General features: G+C 35.9%; 11 protein-coding genes. 7 read left to right on the top strand and 4 right to left on the bottom strand.

The window, feature by feature from the left end; genetic code table 11:
• Positions 1-21: 21 nt before the first annotated feature.
• The 4 genes from Q9Q97_RS01270 to Q9Q97_RS01255 form a co-directional block, all read right to left on the bottom strand.
• Complete coding sequence (locus Q9Q97_RS01270) at positions 22-639, bottom strand: outer membrane beta-barrel protein (RefSeq protein WP_306153644.1); 618 nt, start codon at positions 637-639, stop codon at positions 22-24.
• A 233-nt stretch (positions 640-872) separates the two neighbouring features.
• Positions 873-2,669: a translation elongation factor 4 gene (gene lepA, locus Q9Q97_RS01265; RefSeq protein WP_306153642.1), complete on the bottom strand. Its 1,797-nt coding sequence runs from the start codon at positions 2,667-2,669 to the stop codon at positions 873-875.
• 164 nt (positions 2,670-2,833) lie between these two features.
• A complete protein-coding gene (locus Q9Q97_RS01260; protein WP_306153640.1) occupies positions 2,834-3,535 on the bottom strand; it encodes an NUDIX domain-containing protein in 702 nt (233 codons plus the stop codon).
• Positions 3,536-3,571: 36 nt separating this feature from the next.
• The gene (locus Q9Q97_RS01255) at positions 3,572-4,288 is read right to left on the bottom strand and encodes an NUDIX domain-containing protein (protein WP_306153638.1); all 717 of its coding nucleotides are present in this window, start codon (positions 4,286-4,288) and stop codon (positions 3,572-3,574) included.
• 638 nt (positions 4,289-4,926) lie between these two features.
• On the opposite strand from Q9Q97_RS01255, the gene Q9Q97_RS01250 reads away from it, so the two are divergent.
• The 7 genes from Q9Q97_RS01250 to Q9Q97_RS01220 all read left to right on the top strand — a co-directional run bounded on the left by Q9Q97_RS01250 (position 4,927) and on the right by Q9Q97_RS01220 (position 19,850).
• The gene (locus Q9Q97_RS01250) at positions 4,927-8,016 is read left to right on the top strand and encodes a TonB-dependent receptor (protein ID WP_306153636.1); all 3,090 of its coding nucleotides are present in this window, start codon (positions 4,927-4,929) and stop codon (positions 8,014-8,016) included.
• A 12-nt stretch (positions 8,017-8,028) separates the two neighbouring features.
• Positions 8,029-9,609 carry a RagB/SusD family nutrient uptake outer membrane protein gene (locus Q9Q97_RS01245; RefSeq protein WP_306153634.1) on the top strand — a complete coding sequence of 527 codons (1,581 nt, stop codon included), beginning with the start codon at positions 8,029-8,031 and terminating at the stop codon, positions 9,607-9,609.
• A gap of 17 nt (positions 9,610-9,626) precedes the next feature.
• Positions 9,627-10,481 (top strand): hypothetical protein, encoded by an 855-nt coding sequence (locus Q9Q97_RS01240; RefSeq protein ID WP_306153632.1) that lies wholly within the window; start codon positions 9,627-9,629, stop codon positions 10,479-10,481.
• Between the two features lie 136 nt (positions 10,482-10,617).
• Positions 10,618-13,104 (top strand): glycoside hydrolase family 2 TIM barrel-domain containing protein, encoded by a 2,487-nt coding sequence (locus tag Q9Q97_RS01235; protein ID WP_306153630.1) that lies wholly within the window; start codon positions 10,618-10,620, stop codon positions 13,102-13,104.
• A gap of 295 nt (positions 13,105-13,399) precedes the next feature.
• Positions 13,400-15,799 (top strand): alpha-xylosidase, encoded by a 2,400-nt coding sequence (locus Q9Q97_RS01230; protein WP_306153628.1) that lies wholly within the window; start codon positions 13,400-13,402, stop codon positions 15,797-15,799.
• A gap of 262 nt (positions 15,800-16,061) precedes the next feature.
• Positions 16,062-18,068, top strand: coding sequence for a glycoside hydrolase family 97 protein (locus tag Q9Q97_RS01225; protein WP_306153626.1), 2,007 nt, complete (start codon positions 16,062-16,064; stop codon positions 18,066-18,068).
• A 225-nt stretch (positions 18,069-18,293) separates the two neighbouring features.
• On the top strand, positions 18,294-19,850 hold the full coding sequence (locus Q9Q97_RS01220) for a glycoside hydrolase (RefSeq protein WP_306153623.1): 1,557 nt from the start codon (positions 18,294-18,296) through the stop codon (positions 19,848-19,850).
• Positions 19,851-19,936 lie beyond the last annotated feature (86 nt).

Raw genomic sequence — 19,936 nt, 5'->3', positions numbered from 1 at the left:
TTAAATCGCAAAAAAAAAAAATTAAAATCTATACAATAAGCCAAATTGCGGCTGATCGAAGATATTTTCAAATAAATTGATGTTTAATTGGAAAGTATCTGAAGAAGGACCATTTTCAGGAGATACACTGTTGTACGCCAAAACATTAGCCAAAACAAAAGTGACAGCAACATTTTTGGTAATAAAATAGTTTAGTCCCACATTAATATCAGCGGTTAAACTATTATCGGTATCACTGCCAACAAGTGGTGTTTCGGTTTTGTTTCTTCCAAAACCTAAACCAGCTTCTGCGTAAGCTTTGAAACGTTTTTTATCCAATTCTAAAAAGTAGTAACGGGCAAAAGCACCAACTCCAAATACATTGGTTTTTACACCTGTTGCTTCCTCTTCATTACTTGAGTAATCTAATTTTGCACCAACTGCGAATTTATCATTTAGTAAATAGCCAAATTTAGGACTAAAGCCATAATAATCATTTTCGCCACCTGTACTAATTTTGATCGAACCTTCAAGGAACATATCGCCTTTTTCGAAAGTCACGCCTTTTGCAGAATTCATTTCAGAATCAACTTGGTCTTGCTGTGCATTTGCGAAACAAAAGGTAAAAAGTGCTACAATAACTGATAATTTGGTTTTCATAATCTTACATATTTTTAAATTGTTTGTAAGATTAAAAATACAATAGGCGTTTTTAAAAGCCTTAAAGTTTAGTCGAACGCGTTAATATTGAATCGTTCAAGTTAAAATTTGGATAAATTTGTAGGTTTAGTCTTTGTAATTTTAGAAGCAAATACAAATAAAAAACCCAATAACTTTCGCCATTGGGTTCCTCTATATTCTATATTCTTTCCTCTATATTCTAAAAAAAAGAACTAGTCATTCAATTTCAAAACAGCCATAAATGCCTCTTGCGGAATCTCTACGTTTCCTACTTGACGCATACGTTTTTTACCTTTTTTCTGTTTTTCAAGAAGTTTACGCTTACGGGAAATATCTCCACCGTAACATTTTGCGGTAACGTCTTTACGAAGTGCTTTAATCGTTTCACGAGCGATAATCTTAGCTCCAATTGCAGCCTGAATCGGAATATCAAATTGCTGTCTTGGAATTAATTCGCGTAATTTCTCGGTCATTTTTTTACCGATGTTGTATGCGTTGTCTTCGTGAATCAATGCAGAAAGTGCATCTACAGTTTGAGCATTCAAAAGAACGTCCAGTTTAACCAATTTAGAAGTACGCATTCCGATTGGTGAATAATCGAAAGAAGCATAACCTTTAGAAACTGTTTTTAAACGATCGTAAAAATCGAATACAATTTCGGCCAAAGGCATGTCGAAGTTTAATTCAACACGTTCTGTTGTCAAATAGGTTTGGTTGGTAATTAAACCACGTTTTTCTATACATAAACTCATTACGTTTCCAACGAAATCGGCTTTTGTAATGATGGTAGCTTTAATAAAAGGCTCTTCAACTCTGTCTAATTTTGAAGGCTCTGGTAAATCTGATGGATTGTTTACTACTAAAGGTGTTTCTGGATTTTTCTTAGTATAAGCCAAATACGAAACGTTAGGAACTGTAGTAATTACCGTCATATCGAACTCACGCTCTAAACGTTCTTGGATAATTTCCATGTGAAGCATTCCTAAGAATCCGCAACGGAAACCGAAACCTAAAGCGGCAGAACTTTCTGGAGCAAAAACCAATGAAGCATCGTTCAATTGTAATTTTTCCATAGAAGAACGTAAATCTTCGTAATCTTCAGTATCAACAGGATAAATTCCGGCAAATACCATTGGTTTTACATCCTCAAAACCAGTAATCATATTGGTTGTCGGCACTTTTGCATCTGTAATGGTATCACCCACTTTTACTTCGCGAGCTTCTTTAATTCCAGAAATTAAGTAACCAACGTCTCCTGCAGAAACCACATTTTTAGGAACTTGATTTAATTTTAAAGTTCCAATTTCGTCTGCAAAATATTCGTTGTCTGTAGCCATAAATTTAATTTTCTGGCCTTTTTTGATTTCTCCATTTACAACTCTAAAGATAACCTCAATTCCACGGAATGGATTGTAAACCGAGTCAAAAATCAAAGCTTGCAATGGCTCTTCTGGATTTCCTTTTGGAGCAGGAATTTTTTCGATAATGGCAGCAAGAATGTTCTCAACACCAAAACCAGTTTTTCCAGAGGCATGAATAATATCTTCCAATTTACATCCAAGTAAATCGATAATATCGTCACTAACTTCTTCCGGATTCGCACTTGGCAAGTCAACTTTATTTAAAACTGGAATAATTTCCAAGTCGTTTTCAAGCGCTAAATATAAGTTTGAAATCGTTTGTGCCTGAATACTTTGTGCAGCATCAACAATTAATAACGCTCCTTCGCAAGCTGCGATAGATCTCGAAACTTCGTATGAAAAGTCAACGTGTCCAGGAGTGTCAATTAAGTTTAAGATATATTCTTCGCCCTTGTATTTGTATTCCATCTGAATGGCATGACTCTTAATGGTAATTCCACGCTCGCGCTCCAAGTCCATGTTGTCAAGCAATTGTGCTTTTTCTTCACGAGCTGTAACGGTTTGTGTAGCGCCCAAAAGCCTGTCTGCTAATGTACTTTTACCGTGGTCAATGTGTGCAATAATGCAAAAATTACGTATCTTCTTCATTTGTATATATCAGTTCTCTAAAACGAGTTTTAAGTATTTTTTGGGTTCAAAAACAGACTAAAGCAATTGCTTTAAGCATGTTATTAAGGCGCAAAGATAGCGCAAAGTTTTGGATTCTGGAATCTAGTTGAAGGATAGTTGAGCGTAAAGAATTAAAAATGGCATTAAAATTCAAAATTGAATCCTTTTTCTGTTAATTTCTTGTACATTTCGGGGTCAAATTTATAAAGTTTGGCCGCTCTATGCGAAACATCTTTTTGCTTTTCATCCAATGCGGTAAGCAATTTCATGTGAAGCACTTTTCTTCTGAAATTCGATTTGTCCAATTCGATTCCTAAAATTTCTTCGTACAGATGCATCAGCTGCAATAAAGTGAATTTTTCGGGCAGAAGATTAAAACCAATTGGCGCTTGGCGCACGCGGTTTCTTAACTGCAATAAACTAAAATCCAGAATTTCGTTATGGTCAAAAATCAGTTCCGGAATTTCATTGATTTTGTACCATTTTGCTTCGATAACTTTTAAACTCGCTTTGATATTATAATCTTCGCGATTCACCAGCGTATAATAACCAATGGTAACAACACGTCTTTCCAGAACACGCTGCGGATTTGTAAATGCTTTCAGCTGTTCCAGATAAATATCTTCAAGTCCTGTAAGCTCGTGCAAAATACGCTGTGCGGCATTGTCGGCACTTTCATCTATTTGAAGCCATCCGCCAAGCAAACCCCATTTACCCATACTTTCGCCTTGAGCGTGCTGAACCAAGAGAACCTCGAGACTCTCTTTGTTAAATCCGAAGAAAACACAGTCAATTGTGATTCCGTCAACGGCTGGTTTATGATGATTAGTAGTTATTTCAGTCAATTTGTTGTTGTCGTGTTATTAATTTGTATTGAAAAATCAGAATTCAAAATTGAATCCTTTTTCAGTTAGTTTTTCATAGATTTCTGGATCAAACTTGTACAATTGTGCCGCTCTGTGCGATACATCCTGCTGTTTTTCGTCTAATGCCACCAGAAGTTTCATGTGAAGAATTTTTCTTCTAAAGTTTGGTTTGTCCATTTCGATTCCTAAAATTTCTCCATACAAGTGCATCAATTGCAATAAGGTAAATTTCTCTGGCAGTAAATTAAAACCAATTGGCGTTTGTCGAACTTTATTTCTAAGATGCTTTATACTGTAATCTAAAATTTCATTGTGATCGTAAATCAGATCTGGAATTTCATTGATTTTATACCATTTCGCATCCGAAGCGGTAAAACCTGCCTTAATGTTATAATCTTCTCTTTTTACAAGAGCATAATATCCGATTGTGATAACGCGTCGCAGCGGAAAACGGTCTGGATCTCCAAATGCTTTCAGCTGTTCCAGATAAATATTATCAAGACCTGTAAGCTCATTCAATAAACGATGAGCGGCATTGTCTGTGCTTTCTTTTTTATAAATCCATCCACCTGGAAGTCCCCACTTTCCTTTACTGATACCCTCGGCATGTTGCACCAAAAGTACTTCAAGACTGCCTTTGTCAAAACCGAAAATAACACAGTCAATCGTGATGGCATTCATCGCACTGTTTTCATTTTTCTGAGCAGTTTTGTCGTCTACATTTTCAACCATATATGAGATAAATTTTGACAAATTAAATAAATAAAATCATTATTAACCTTTTTGAAAGCCTTATATTTTTTTTAACGAAACAAAATTTTGAAAATCAAGCATTTAAAAATGTGCTAAAAAACTGCTTTGTTTATGAGTATTCTTAAACGGCTGATTGTCAATTTTATAAAACGTTGTTTTTTCTTTAATAATTATTTCAATTCTTGTTTAGATTTTACAACATTAATAAAAATGAATTAGGATTAATCAGAATCGAAAAAAAATAACCCTAATATTTTGTTAATATAGAAAATTTGTTTTACACTTGTAGTCAAATTTACCATAAGATAAATTCAAATTGACTATAAGTTTAAAAGGCAAAGATAAAACTTAACTTAAACTTACCACAATTGTTTTTTTAAAAGTTGGTTTCGATTGGTTTTTGGATGTTGACAACAACAGCAAAAAGTAAAATTTAAATCGGCTTTGATAGGATGAAGATTTAGTTTTCAAAATATCTGCATATAGTCGTTGCAAGTACTAAATGTTAGAAATGAGATTCAGGCCCTCATTTTTGGCATGACCTGCTTGGGAAGTTTTCCAGATTTCTCTTAGGGTAAAGATTACTAACTATAACTTAAACTTAATCAATTCTTATTATGAAAAGCAAAAATTGTATTAAAACAACAAAGCTTCCATATTTTATGGCGGTGCTGCTTAGCGTATTTATGATGCAGTTTGGATTTGCGCAAGAATCCAAAACTGTAAGTGGGACAATCACCTCTTCCGAAGACGGATTTGGGGTTCCCGGAGCAACTGTACAAGTACAGGGAACAAAGTCGAGTACTGTTACCGATTTTGATGGAAAATATAAAGTGGAGGCTAAAACAGGAGATGTTTTAGTAATCACTTTTGTGGGGTTCAAAACACAGAATATTACGGTTGGAACTCAAAAAGTTGTGAATGTAGTTTTGAATCCAGAAACTGCGGAACTTAAAGAAATTGTAGTAATTGGTTACGGTACTCAAAAGAAGAAAGTAAACACTGCTGCAACTTCATTGGTATCTGGAAAAGATATCCAGCAAGTTGCCAGTCTTGATGTTGTAAATGCTTTACAAGGTCAGGCTTCTGGGGTTTCTGTAACTTCATCTTCTGGTCAGCCGGGAGCGAATATGGTGGTAAATATTCGTGGAGCAGGTACAGCAGGAAACAGCGATCCTCTTTATGTGGTTGATGGTGTAGTGGTAGATAACGGAATTGGATATCTTGATCCGTCTGTTATTGAAAGGGTTGACGTTTTGAAAGATGCTTCTGCAGCTTCTATCTACGGAGCAAGAGCGGCAAACGGAGTTATCTTGGTTACAACTAAAAAAGGAAAAGATGGTAAAATGAATGTGTCTTTCAGCTCTTATACAGGTTTTCAGCAAATTGCTAAAAAACTAGATTTGATGAATACACAAGAGTATACAACAATCATGAACGAAGCTCGTGTAAATTCTGGATATGCTCCATTATATTCGAAAGAGCAAATTGCTGGATTTCCAAATCATGATTGGCAAAAAGATCTTTTTAACGAAGGTGCAATGAAACAAAATCACTCGCTTTTGATTACAGGCGGTGACGAAAAATCTACTATTGCAACTGGTTTGTCTTACTACGGACAAGAAGGTATGATTGGAGGTTCTACCAATCAATCTCAATACGATCGTGTTACTTTTTCTGTAAATTCTACTTCAGAAGTAATTAAAGGTTATTTGAAAATTGGTGAAAACTTCACTTTATCAAACATCAAATCAAGCGGTGTTGCAGATGACGGAATCTACAGCAATGCAATTAGAAGTTTCTTAAACGCTGCGCCAATTGATCAGGCGTATGACGAAAATGGAGATTTTGCTCGTTCTATCATTTCTCAAGATATTAGCAACCCTGTTGGATCTTTATATTACAACAACTTCAATCAGACTAAAACAAATCGTTATGTAGGTAACATTTTTGCTGAATTGAAATTTGCAAAAAACTTTACTTTCAGAACCAGTTATGGTGTTGATATGACAGATAGCAACTACCGTTCTTTCAGACCTGTTTATTCTCTTTCATCAAATGATAATAACACGGTTTCGAGCGTAACGCAAAGTGCTACAAAATCTTTAGGATGGATTTTTGAAAACACACTTCAATACAAATTTGATATTGCAGGTTCTCATAATTTTGATGTTTTAGTTGGTACTTCTGCTAAAAAGAACACTTCAGATTATATGGAAGGTCAAGGAAGAAACTTGATTTTTGATGATTTTGAGCATGCTTATTTAGATAACGCAAAAGACCCAACATCAAATGTGGTAAAAGGAAATCGTAAAGATTATGCGATTCAGTCATACTTCGGACGTTTATTGTACGATTACAACAATAAATACTTATTCTCTGCAACAGTTCGTCGTGACGGTTCATCAGAATTTGGTCCAGACAACAAATATGCTATTTTCCCATCGTTCTCTGCGGGATGGAATTTAGATAAAGAAGCTTTCTTCAAAGAAAACAAAGTTTTAAATACATTCAAATTAAGAGCAAGCTGGGGACAAAATGGTAACGACCAATTTGGTAGAAGATTTGCTTATTTGTCAACAGTAAATTCAACAGACAAAACGTACCATTTCGGAACGGGTGACGAAACTTTATTAGTAGGTTCAAGCCCAGATCAGTTAGCAAACCGTAACCTTAGATGGGAAACTTCTGAGCAGTTAGACTTAGGTTTTGATGCTACATTATTCACAAACTTTACTTTGACTTTCGATTACTATGACAAGAAAACTAAAGATTGGTTAGTATTGGCATCTATCCCAACTTATGCGGGAGCAACTGCACCTTACATTAATGGTGGAGACGTAAGCAATAAAGGTTTTGAAATTGGATTATCTTACCGCACACGTTTTGGAAAAGATTGGAATTTTGCAGTAAACGCAAACCTTTCTCGTAACCAAAATGAAGTGTTGAGAATTGCAAATAACGAAGGAATCATTCATGGAGAATCTAACGTATTATTCCAAGGTTTAGACGAAATGAACCGTGTTGAGGTTGGAAAACCAATGGGTTATTTCTACGGATTAAAAACAGATGGACTTTTCCAAAATGCAGCTGAAGTTGCGGCGGGCGTTCAGCCAAATGCACAGCCAGGAGACGTTCGTTTCGTAGATTTAAACAATGACGGAAAAATCGATGCTAATGATAAAACACAAATTGGTGATCCGAATCCAGATATTAACTACGGTGTTAATTTAGAATTATCATACAAAGCTTTTGATTTCTCTATTAATACTTACGGTATCGCTGGTGGACAAAACGTTTTTGGAGTTCATGATTACACTCGTGCTTACACAAACAACACTACAGAAGTATTAGGCAGATGGACAACTGAAGGAACTTCTAACAGAATTCCAAGAGTAACTTACGGAACAGACGATAACGGGAACTATACTAAATTCTCTGATTTGTATATTCAGGATTCAGATTTCTTCAGAATTAAAAATGCTACAATCGGATGTGATTTGACGAAGTTAACAAACAAATTAAGTTTCTTCTCTAAATTCAGATTGTATGTGGCAGGAAACAACATTTATACTTTCACGAAGTACAAAGGAATGGATCCAGAAATTGGTTTCGGAAACGTAAATCAATCTTGGGCTAAAGGAATTGATGTTGGATATTATCCGCAGCCAAGAACCTATATGATGGGTGTAAATGTTAACTTTTAAATTTTGAAAATCATGAAAACATATATAAAATTATTTGCCCTTTCAAGCTTACTTGTTTTGGGTTCTTGTTCGGAAGATTTTTTAGAAAATGAACCATACACTGATAAAGTAACGGAGAATTTTTATAAAACTCCTTCTGACGCTTTTGAAGGCTTAGTAGCGGTTTACGATATTTTGCAAAGAGAAGCTTACGGTACACAATTGATCGTAAGTGAGCAAGCTTCTGACAACTGTTTCGGTGGATTTGGAATTGCAGATCCAACAGTAGATTTGCAATGGGATCGCTTTCAATACAATACAGATAAAGATATGAACGCTTTAACGTGGACAAACTCTTATCTTGGAATTTACCGAGCTAACATTTTGTTAGAAAATCTTGATAAAGTAAATTGGGGAGCAGACACTGCTTTGAAAACTCGTTACGAAGCTGAAGCGCGTTTCTTAAGAGCACACTTTCATTTCCAAGCTGCAAAAATGTTCGGAGATATTGTTCCGTTAGATCATACTGTAACTACAAGTGAGTTCGAATTGCCAAGACAAGCACCAGAAGTGACTTATGCTTTAATTGCAAACGATTTAAAATTTGCTGCAGACAATTTAGGACCAGAAAATTACTCGCAAGCAGGAAATGCAAACTACGGACGCATTACAAAATGGGCGGCTGAAGCTTATTTGGCTAGAACATTTTTATTCTACACTGGAGCTTACAGCAAAACAGATTTGGCTGGTGTAGTAACAAAAGCACAAGTCATAACTTATATTAATGATGCTGTAAATAATAGTGGTCACGGATTAGTGGCTGATTTTGCTAATCTTTGGTTAGCAGCTTCTTTCGAAAATTTTGCTGGAGAAGACAATACAGAAATGGTTTGGGCAGTTCGTTTTAACGGATCTGGAAAAGGAAACTGGGATCTTCATGAAGGAAACCGTTTTCAAGTAAACATTGCGCCTCGTGGCGGTTCAATCGGAAGATATGCAACAGGATGGGGAGGAGCAACGGTTAACCCTAAATTGGTAAATGCTTACGAAACGGGAGATTCTAGAAAAGCAGCTTCGTTTATTGATTACGCAGGAGAAAATTTAAATTTTGATGCTCAGGCGAGAGAACAGCGCCAGTACACTGGATATTCTTGGAAAAAATATTGTCCGATTACCAATGCAGCTGGAACAGCAGTTGTTGAGGCAAACGGAGGAAATTTCCAAATTGACAACTATCAAGATTATGCAATTATTCGTTTTGCAGATGTTTTATTAATGGCAGCTGAATTGAATTTGGGTACGAATGATGCATTAGCGCAAACAGATTTAGACAGAGTTCGTGATCGTGCTTTCAAAAACACAACACATAGAATTCCGGTAACTAAAACTGCTATTATGGAAGAGCGTCGTTTAGAATTGGCATTGGAAGGATTACGTTATTTTGATTTAATCAGACAAGGAATGCCAGCAATGAAAGCTGCGATTGATAACAATACTGGAGACTCTCAGTTTGCAGTAACCTTTAGACCAGAAACTTTAGGATGGTTTGCTTTGCCACAGTCTCAGATTGTACTTTCGAACAATACTATTCAGCAAAATCCAGGTTGGAATTAATTTAAAACAAAATGACTATGAAACGTATATTATATATTTTAATAGCAGCTGTTACGATTGGTTCGCTGTTATTTTCATGTGAAGCAATTGATGATCGCGAAAGCCTTCCAGCAGTTACTTTGACACCAGAAACCCTTAAGTTTTCTATCACTCAAGATGCTACAAACAAAAATCTTGTAAATTTTAAAAGTGATGACCCAACTGTTATTGCATTTTGGAAATATGTAGATGCATCAGGAAATGAATTAGGATATTCGAACAAAAGCACAGACCAAGTAATCTTGCCTTTTGCAGGAAAATATAAAATCTATTACACAGCCTACACAAGAGGAGGTTTTGTAGAAGCGGCTCCGGTTGAAGTAAATGTTCCCGAAAATGATGAATCTTATTTTAGAGATCCAAAATGGGAAATGCTGACAAATGGTGTTGCTGGTAAAACTTGGGTTTTAGATTTCGTTGATCCAGTAGGATGGGCAGGTTTAGATTACCCAGCTGCATCTGGAGATAACTGGAGCTGGCTGCCAGACTATGCAAGCAATTCTTGGGTAATGGCAAATAAAGATTGGGGACAAATGTATTTTGATTTGAACGGAAATTACAATACTTCTGTTACGCAAACAGCGATTGCAAACAACAATCAAACAACAAAAAAAGGAACTTATTCATTTGATATTGCAAATAATAAATTAGTTTTTAATGGTGGAGTAGAAATGCTTTATGGTGGAGACTATTATGGAGACTGCAGCAACTGGATCAGTGTAAAAGTAGTTGAGCTTACAGCAACTTCTATGAGACTTGCTGTTATACGAGACAAAAGTAGAACTGGTGAAGGAGTTTGCTTAATTGTATTCCACTACAAGCCAAAATCATAAGTTAGTTAGTTTTGAAGTCTCAGTTTTAAACATGTTTCTAATATGCTTTAAGACTGAGACTTAAATTATTTTATGAAGAAATAAATGAAATCGTTTTTTATTTCTATCTTCAAATTCCAAAAAATAAAAAGTACCTATGCATATTAGAAAAAACATAAAAAATATACGTTTATGGGCAATTGCAGCTGGAGTTCTTTTCTTGAATTCTTGCGCTAAAAAAGAAGATGCATTTGTAAACAGAAAAGTTTCTTTTAATGCAGATTGGAGTTTTCATCTTAATGACAGTATAATTGATAAAGACACTATCGGAACTGCAACCAAATGGAGAACTTTAAACGTACCTCACGATTGGAGCATCGAAGGAAAATTTGATGAAAAAAGTCCTGGCGGTTACGGTGGAGGATCGCTTAACGGAGGTTTAGGCTGGTACAAAAAAACATTTAAAGTTGCTGCACAAGACAGCACAAAAGTAACTTCAATTACTTTTGATGGCGTTTACAGAAACAGTGAAGTTTGGGTAAACGGTCATTATTTAGGAAAACGTCCAAATGGCTATATTGGCTTTCAATATGAAATCTCTAAGTTTTTAAATTATGGAGAAAAAAACAACGAAATAATTGTTAAGGTTGACAATTCAAAACAGCCTAATTCACGCTGGTATTCGGGTTCTGGAATTTTTAGAAATGTCTGGATCGAAACCACAGATAAATTGCACGTTGGATTATGGGGGACTTATATTACAACTCCAAAAGTTACAGCCGAAAAAGCTTCAGTTAATTTTGAAACAACAATTAAAAATCAATATGCTGAAAACAAAAAGGCAACTGTAATTACCACTATTTTTAAAGAAGACAAAGAAGTAACATCGGTTACTCAAGATATAACGATCAATGCTGGCGAAAATCAAACTTTAAACCAATCAGCTGAGGTTGAGAATCCATCTTTATGGTCGGATGAAAAACCAGAATTGTATACAGCAGTTACCGAAATTTCGCTTGACGATAAAATAATCGATCAATACAAAACGATTTTCGGAATCAGAGATTTTAAATTTGATTTGAACAAAGGTTTTATTTTGAATGGAAAGCAAGTCAAAATAAAGGGAGTTTGTATGCATCATGATTTAGGTCCATTAGGTTCAGCAATCAACACGCGCGCTATCGAACGTCAGTTAGAGATTTTGAAAGAAATGGGTGTAAACGGAATCAGAACTTCTCATAATCCTCCCGCTCCGGAACTTTTAGAACTTTGTGATAAAATGGGTTTCATCGTGATGGATGAAGCGTTTGACATGTGGAAACAAACGAAAACCAAATACGATTACGGAAACGATTGGGACAAATGGCACAAACAAGATCTAATTGATCAATTACTGCGCGACCGAAATCACGCCAGTATTTTTATGTGGAGTATTGGAAATGAAATTCCAGAACAATGGAGCCAAACAGGTGTTGAAATTGCAAAAGAATTAGCAGCCATCACTCGCGAGTACGATAAAACCCGTCCACTTACTGCAGGAATGAATCCGCCAGTAAATATGAATATCGATGCCGTGACTTTGCAATTTGAGAAAAAAGATGTTTCTATTAATCCGCTTGCAGGATCAGGAGTTTTAGATTTGATTGGCTACAATTACGCGCATCAGACATTTGAACACCATTTGAAAAATTTCCCAAAAACGCCTTTCATTGCAACTGAAACGACTTCAGGTTTACAGACAAGAGGATATTATGATGCCGTTTCAGATACCATAAAAAAATGGCCGGTAAGATGGGATCTTAAATTTACAGAAGGAAATCCTGGAAATACCGTTTCAGCTTACGACCAAGTGCAGACTCCTTGGGGTTCAACGCACGAAGCAACTTGGAAAATCATTAAAAAACACGATTTCTTAGCAGGAATGTATGTTTGGACCGGTTTTGATTATATCGGAGAACCAACGCCGTACGAATGGCCATCGGTTAGTTCGTATTTCGGAATTGTCGATTTAGCCGGTTTCCCGAAAGACGTTTATTATATGTACCAAAGTGAATGGACAACAAAAGATGTTCTTCACATTTTCCCACATTGGAACTGGAAAGTCGGACAAACCGTTGATGTTTGGGCCTATTACAATAATGCCGATGAAGTCGAACTTTTCGTAAACGGAAAATCAGTTGGAAAAAGAGCTAAAAAAGGTGATGATTTACATGTAATGTGGAGAATTCCTTTTGAAGCAGGAACGCTTAAAGCCGTTTCTCGTAAAGGCGGAAAAGTAGTTTTAGAAAAAGAAATCAAAACTGCTGGAAATCCTTCGCAATTAAAATTAACTGCAGACAGAGCTTCAATAAAAGCTGATGAAAATGATTTGTCTTTTGTAACAGTTGATATTTTAGACGATAAAGGAACATTAGCGCCAAATGCGAATAACGAAATTAATTTCTCTTTAAAAGGAGACGGAAAAATCGTTGGTGTTTGTAGCGGTGATCCAGTAAGTCACGAACCGTATAAAGGAACAAAACATACGGCGTTGGCTGGAAAATGTTTGGTGATAATTCAATCTTCAAATAAAACAGGAAGATTAGAATTAACCGCAAAAGCAAACGGATTAAAACAAGCAGCAATTGTAATCACAGCAGAATAATAACTTGGCTCTCCTGCAATCCCGAAGCGTCGGGAAAAACCTTGTAGGTATGAATTTAACGAACAGATTTTAAAAAGAAAATATAACCACAAATTACACAAATTACCGCGAATTATAATTTGTGAAAATTTGCGCAATTTGTGGTTAAAAACACATACAGCTATGTGCTTTTAAACAAATGAAATGCCTTTTTAACGCAAAGAAAAGCTATGATTCTATGTGTTAAAAATTAGTAAAAGTTTAAACCTACAAGGTTTTGAAAACCTTGCAGGATGGAAAATAAAAAAAACAACCAATGAAAAAATCACATTTAAAAACCCTGTTCTCGATTTGTGCTTTCGGACTTCTAACCGTTCCAAATGCTTCAGCACAAATTCAGAATGCAGACGTATTAAACGCACCGATCGATATCAGTAAAGATTTTCAGAACTACCTGAACACCTTTTATTTTGCAGATGAACTAGCTTCTTTTGACCCGGCAACAGGAAAAGGAACTATTAAATATTTGAGATACAATTACAAAACACGTCAGGCTTTCAACAATATGATGATGAAACCAGATGTGGAAAAAGCCAACGAATTCCCAACAACAGAATACGCAGAATCTCCAGTTTTGCCTTTTGAAATTCAGTTTGTTTCTGATAGAACAATTAGAATCAAAACCACTTCTGGACCGCAATTTCATCCTCAAAAAGAATCTTTAATGTTGGTTGACGGTGTGGCACCAAATCATCCTGAATTATGGAAATATGCTAAAATCGAAGGAGGTCACAGCTACACTAGCAAACACGGAAAAGTCGAAATTTTGACAAAACCTTGGCACGTAAAAATCTACGATGAAAAAGGAAAATTATTGACAAGCACACTTCACGATACCGATTTTAAAAATACCTATACGCCGACACTTCCATTTTCTTATGTTCGCAGAAACAGCGATTACTCAAGAAGTATGGGTGCTGCGTTCAGTTTAGAACCGGACGAAAAAATATTTGGTTGTGGAGAATCATTCACACAATTCAACAAACGCGGACAAAAAGTAGTTTTATGGACAGATGACGCCAACGGAATCCAAAATGAAACGATGTACAAACCGATTCCGTTTTATATGAGCAGCCGTGGTTACGGAGTTTTCATGCATCATTCAACACCAATTACAGTTGATTTTGGAAAGTACTTTTCTAGTGCAAACGAAATGTACATTGGCGATGACGAAGCCGATTTGTTTTTCTTTATCGGAGAACCAAAAGACGTGTTAGACCAATATACCAATTTGACGGGAAAAGCAGCTATGCCGCCACTTTGGTCATTTGGATTCTGGATGAGTCGTATTACGTATTTCTCAGAAAAAGAAGGACGTGACGTTGCCAGAGATTTAAGAAAATACAAAATTCCAACAGACGTAATTCACTTCGATACTGGTTGGTTTGATGTAGATTGGAGAAACAATTACGAGTTTGCAAAATCCCGTTTCCCAGACGCGACAAAAATGATGTCTGATTTAAAGAAAGACGGGTTCCAAGTTTGTCTTTGGCAATTGCCGTATTTCACTCCAAAGAATACATTGTTTCCAGAAATAATGGACAAGAATTTGGCAGTAAGAGACAGAAAAGGAAATCTTCCTTACGAAGATGCAGTTTTAGATTTCTCAAACCCAGAAACGATTTCTTGGTACCAAGGCAAACTGAAAAAATTATTTGACGAAGGTGTTGCCGTTTTCAAAGTAGATTTTGGTGAAGCTGCACCGCCAGATGGAATTTATCATTCTGGAAGAACAGGTTTCTACGAACATAATTTATACCCATTACGTTACAACAAAGCCGTTGCTGAAATCACGCAGAAAGAAAAAGGGTATACTTTAATCTGGGCGAGAAGTACTTGGGCTGGATCGCAGCGTTACCCGTTACATTGGGGAGGAGATTCTGAAACTACAAACGGCGCTATGTCGGCAGAATTACGCGGCGGACTTTCATTAGGTCTTTCTGGATTCAGTTTCTGGAGTCATGATGTTGGAGGTTTCGCAACTAAATCTCCTGAGAATATTTACAGAAGATGGACGCCATTCGGCATGTTAACTTCTCACGTAAGAAGCCATGGGGAACCACCACGCGAACCTTGGTTGTACAGCAAAGATTTCTTGGAAGGATTCAGAAAAGCTGATAATATGCGTTACGAATTAATGCCATATATCTACGCACAAGCCAAAGAAAGTTCAGAAAAAGGATTGCCAATGATGCGTGCTTTATTCGTAGAATATCCAAACGATCCAGGAGCTTGGTTGGTTGATAATCAATATTTATTCGGTTCAAGTATGTTGGTTGCACCGCTTTTTGAAGAGGTTGAAGAAAGAGACGTGTACCTTCCAGAAGGAACGTGGATCGATTACCAAACTAAAAAAGTATACCAATCAGGATGGCATAAAATCAAAGCGGGTGAAATTCCGATTATTGTTTTGGTAAAAGACGGAACAGCAATTCCGCACATCGGTTTAGCGCAGTCTACAAAAGATATGGATTGGAGCAAACTGACGCTTAAAGTTTTTGCTAGTGATAAAACAAATGCCGCTTCCGCGAAAGTGTATCTGCCAAACGGAGACGCCTTACAAGAAATCAAAGTAACCAAAAACGGAAATAATTTCGAAGTAAACGCAAATCCATTAAACGGAAAAACCACTTTCAAAACGGAGTGGGTAAAATAAAGTTATAGCCACGAATTCACGAATTTAATTTTTTTTATAATTCGTGAATTCGTGGCAAAAAAAAACATAACCACAAATTACACAAATTACCGCCAATTAAAATTTGTGATAATTTGTGCAATTTGTGGTAAAAAAACAAACACACAGAAACATAAATTTTTTGTTTTGTTAACTATGATTCTATGTGTTTAAAATAATCTAGCCAAAGATTTATTAATAAAATTCGTGAATTCGTGGCTAAAAAAACATAATTCCAAAAAACATGAAAAACTATCTAATTCTCCCAGCGGTACTGCTTTCGATCACAATCGGATACAGTCAGAAAACAAAAAATGCTTACGAACTGGCTTCGCCAAACGGCCAAAATAAAATCAAATTTGAGTTAGTAAAGAATGCTCCAAAATATGGCGTTTCACACGGAAAAACCGAAGTGATCTCACCATCAGAAATGGGATTTTTACTAAAAGGAAATGAAGATTTAAGTACCAATTTCGAAATCAAAGGAGCCAAAACTTCAACCTTCGATGAAACTTGGGAACAAGCTTGGGGAGAAAAGAAAAATATTCGAAATCACTACAACCAATTGGTAGTTGATTTACAGCAAAAAACTGGAAACAAAAGAAAACTACAGATTCAATTCAGAGCTTTTGATGACGGAGTTGCTTTTAGATATGTTTATCCAAAACAAAATGTGAAAGACAGCATTTTCATCATGGATGAAAAAACTACTTTCAACCTAAAAGAAGACGGAAAAGCATGGTGGATTCCAGCAAACCGCCCAGACCGTGATGAATATTTATTTAAAGATGCTCCAGTAAGTACTTTAGATACAGTTCTAACACCGCTTACAATCGAAAGTAAAAGCGGATTGGCGTTAAGTTTTCACGAAGCCAACTTGTATGATTTTGCAAGTATGACTTTGGTAAATACAAAAGGAACAGAACTAAAATCAGATTTAGTGCCTTGGGCTGACGGAGTAAAGGTTCGTGTAAAAGATTCATTTACTTCTTCATGGAGAACCATTCAAATTGGAGAAAATCCAGGAGAATTGATTACTTCTTATTTGATTTTAAATCTGAACGAACCAGACAAACTAAAAAACACAGCATCTTATTTCAAACCATACAAATATTTAGGAATTTGGTGGGGAATGCACATCGGAAAATATACTTTCTGGGAAAGCGATAAACAAGGCGCAACAACTAAAAATGCTGAAACTTACATTGACTTTACAGCAAAAGAAGGTTTCAACCATTTATTAATCGAAGGATGGAACAAAGGATGGACACCGGCTTGGTATGAAAATCGCATGCACATGTTCAGCTTCACGAAAAGTGCGGATAATTTTGATTTAGAAAAAGTAGTCGCTTACGGAAAAAGCAAAAACGTAGAATTAATTGGATACCACGAAACAGGTTCTAACTTAATCAACTATTTAAAAGAAGTTGACGAAGGTTTTGCTTTATACAAAAAACTAGGAATTCATACCGTAAAAATCGGTCACGTTGGTTCGAAGTTGAATATGAAACAAATGCACTTCGGACAATTTGGAGTGAATTATTTCAGATACATTTTAGAGAAAGCAGCGCAATATGATTTAGCCGTTTTATACCACGAATCTATTAAAGATACCGGAGAAAGAAGAACATATCCAAATATGGTTTCGAGAGAAGCGGCGCGCGGACAAGAATATAACGCTTGGAGCGAAGGGAATCCGCCAAACCATTTGAGTATTATTCCGTTTACAAGATTACTTTCTGGACCAATGGATTTCACACCAGGAATTTTTGACGTTGAGGTAAAACAAGGTTATCCAGGAAAAAGAATTCAAGGAACCGTTGGGCAGCAATTGGCATTGTACGTAGTGCTTTATTCTCCGATTCAAATGTTGGCAGATCTTCCAGAAAACTACGAAGGAAAACCAGCTTTGCAATTCTTAAAAGACGTTCCAACAGATTGGGAAGACACTAAAATCGTAGAAGGAAAAATTGGTGAATACATCACTACAGCAAGAAAAGACAGAAAAAGTGCCGATTGGTATTTAGGAACTTTAACGAATGAAAAACCAAGAAAAGTAGACGTTTCATTATCATTCTTAGATCCAAACGCAACTTACGAAGCGCAGATTTATGTAGATGCCGAAGGAACAGATCAAAAAAATAATCCGGAAGCAGTTGCCATTTCGAAGAAAACAGTAAAAGCATCAGATAAATTACAATTGAATTTAGGCGGTGCCGGCGGTGGAGCAGTAAGATTTAAAAAGTTATAATTCGTAGAGACGCACAGCAGTGCGTCTAACATATAATTAGACAATAAAATATTTAGCCACAGATTAAAAATCATTAAAAGATTTATGCTCTCGCAGATTTAGCAGATCAAACAGATTTTTTAATATTGAATTCTGTGTAAGAAATATAACCGCAAATTTCACAAATTTTCGCTAATTAAATTTGTGATAATTTGTGCAATTTGTGGTTAAAAAAACCATTTCCAAATGAAAAAACTTTTAATAGCAACAGTTTTAATTAGTTCAGTCCATTTGATGGCACAAAACCGAACGATAAAAGTTGATTACAATAAATCGGCTGGAAAATTAAACACCATGTTTAAAGAATGCATCGGAGCGGGAAGAGCAAACGAAGGACTTCGCGCCGACTGGCAACAGCAATTGGCATTGGCAAAGAAAGAATGCGATTTTAAATACATTCGTTTTCATGGTTTATTGTCTGATGATATGGCAGTGTATCGTGAAGATTCGAAAGGAAATCCAGAATACAATTACCAATACGTTGACGTTTTGTTCGATTATATTTTGAGTTTAAAAATGAAACCATTTGTCGAATTAGGCTTTATGCCGAATGCACTGGCAAGCGGAAAAGAAACTATTTTTTGGTGGAAAGGAAATGTTACACCTCCAAAAGATTATAAAAAATGGGAAGATCTAATTAAAAATCTAACCCAGCATTTTACTGAAAGATACGGAGTTGAAGAAGTGAAAACTTGGTATTTTGAAGTTTGGAACGAGCCAAATCTTTCACCAGGTTTCTGGTCAGGAACTCAGGCCGAATATTTCAAATTATACGATTATGCAGCGCGTGGTGTAAAAGATGTAAACAAAGACTATAAAGTTGGCGGGCCAGCAACAGCAGGCGCAGGATGGGTTCCAGAAACTATTGAGTTTTGCGAAAAAAACAATGTTCCGATGGATTTTGTATCAACACATACCTATGGCGTAAATCAAGGTTATTTGGACGAATTTGGAACTTCGGGAACCGTTTTGAGTCCAGACGAAAACAGCATTAGCGGTGACGTTATCAATTCGCGTAAGCAAATCACCAATTCGGCCAAACCCAATTTAGAATTGCATTATACAGAATGGAGTTCGTCTTATACGCCAGCAGATCCAATTCACGACAGTTATCATTCGGCAGCTTATATTTTGCAGAAATTAAAACAAGTTGGCAATGCAGCCAACTCCATGTCCTACTGGGTTTTTACCGATATTTTTGAAGAACCGGGACCAAGATTCACACCTTTTCACGGAGGTTTCGGATTGTTGAATACGCAGGGAATCAAGAAGCCGGCTTATTTCTCGTATCAGTTTTTAAATAAATTAGGAGAAACAGAACTTCAAAATTCGGATAAAACTTCATGGACGACTAAAAATGCAAAAGGTGATGTGCAAATTTTGCTTTGGGATTTTACTAATACGCATCCAGGCGAAAAAATGTGGAATCAAACCTATTATGTTAAAGATCTTCCATCAAAAGAAAAAGGAACTGTAAAAGTTGAAGTTGATGGATTGCAGAAAGGAAAATATACTTTAGAAATTTATAAAGTAGGCTACAAAGTAAATGACGTTTATGCAGATTATTTGGCTTTAAATAAACCTAGCCAGTTAACGCGTGAGCAGGTCAATTCGATGAAAAAGAAAAATAACGGCGATCCAATTGCAACAGAAAAAATTACAATCGACGCAAAAGGAACTTTTTCTAAAGAATTAAAAATTAATGAAAATGATGTTGTTTTTCTAAATTTGGTAAAACAATAAATGAAAAACAAAAAACCACAAACATATAATATTAACTGGATTTACAGATCGCGCGTGAGGAATCAAAATCTTTAAATCTAAAAACA

This window comes from Flavobacterium sp. DG2-3 (genome assembly GCF_030730925.1).
Classification (GTDB): Bacteria; Bacteroidota; Bacteroidia; order Flavobacteriales; family Flavobacteriaceae; genus Flavobacterium.
Note: the sequence above shows the minus strand (reverse complement) of the source record. Positions and strands in the feature narration are given on the sequence as shown.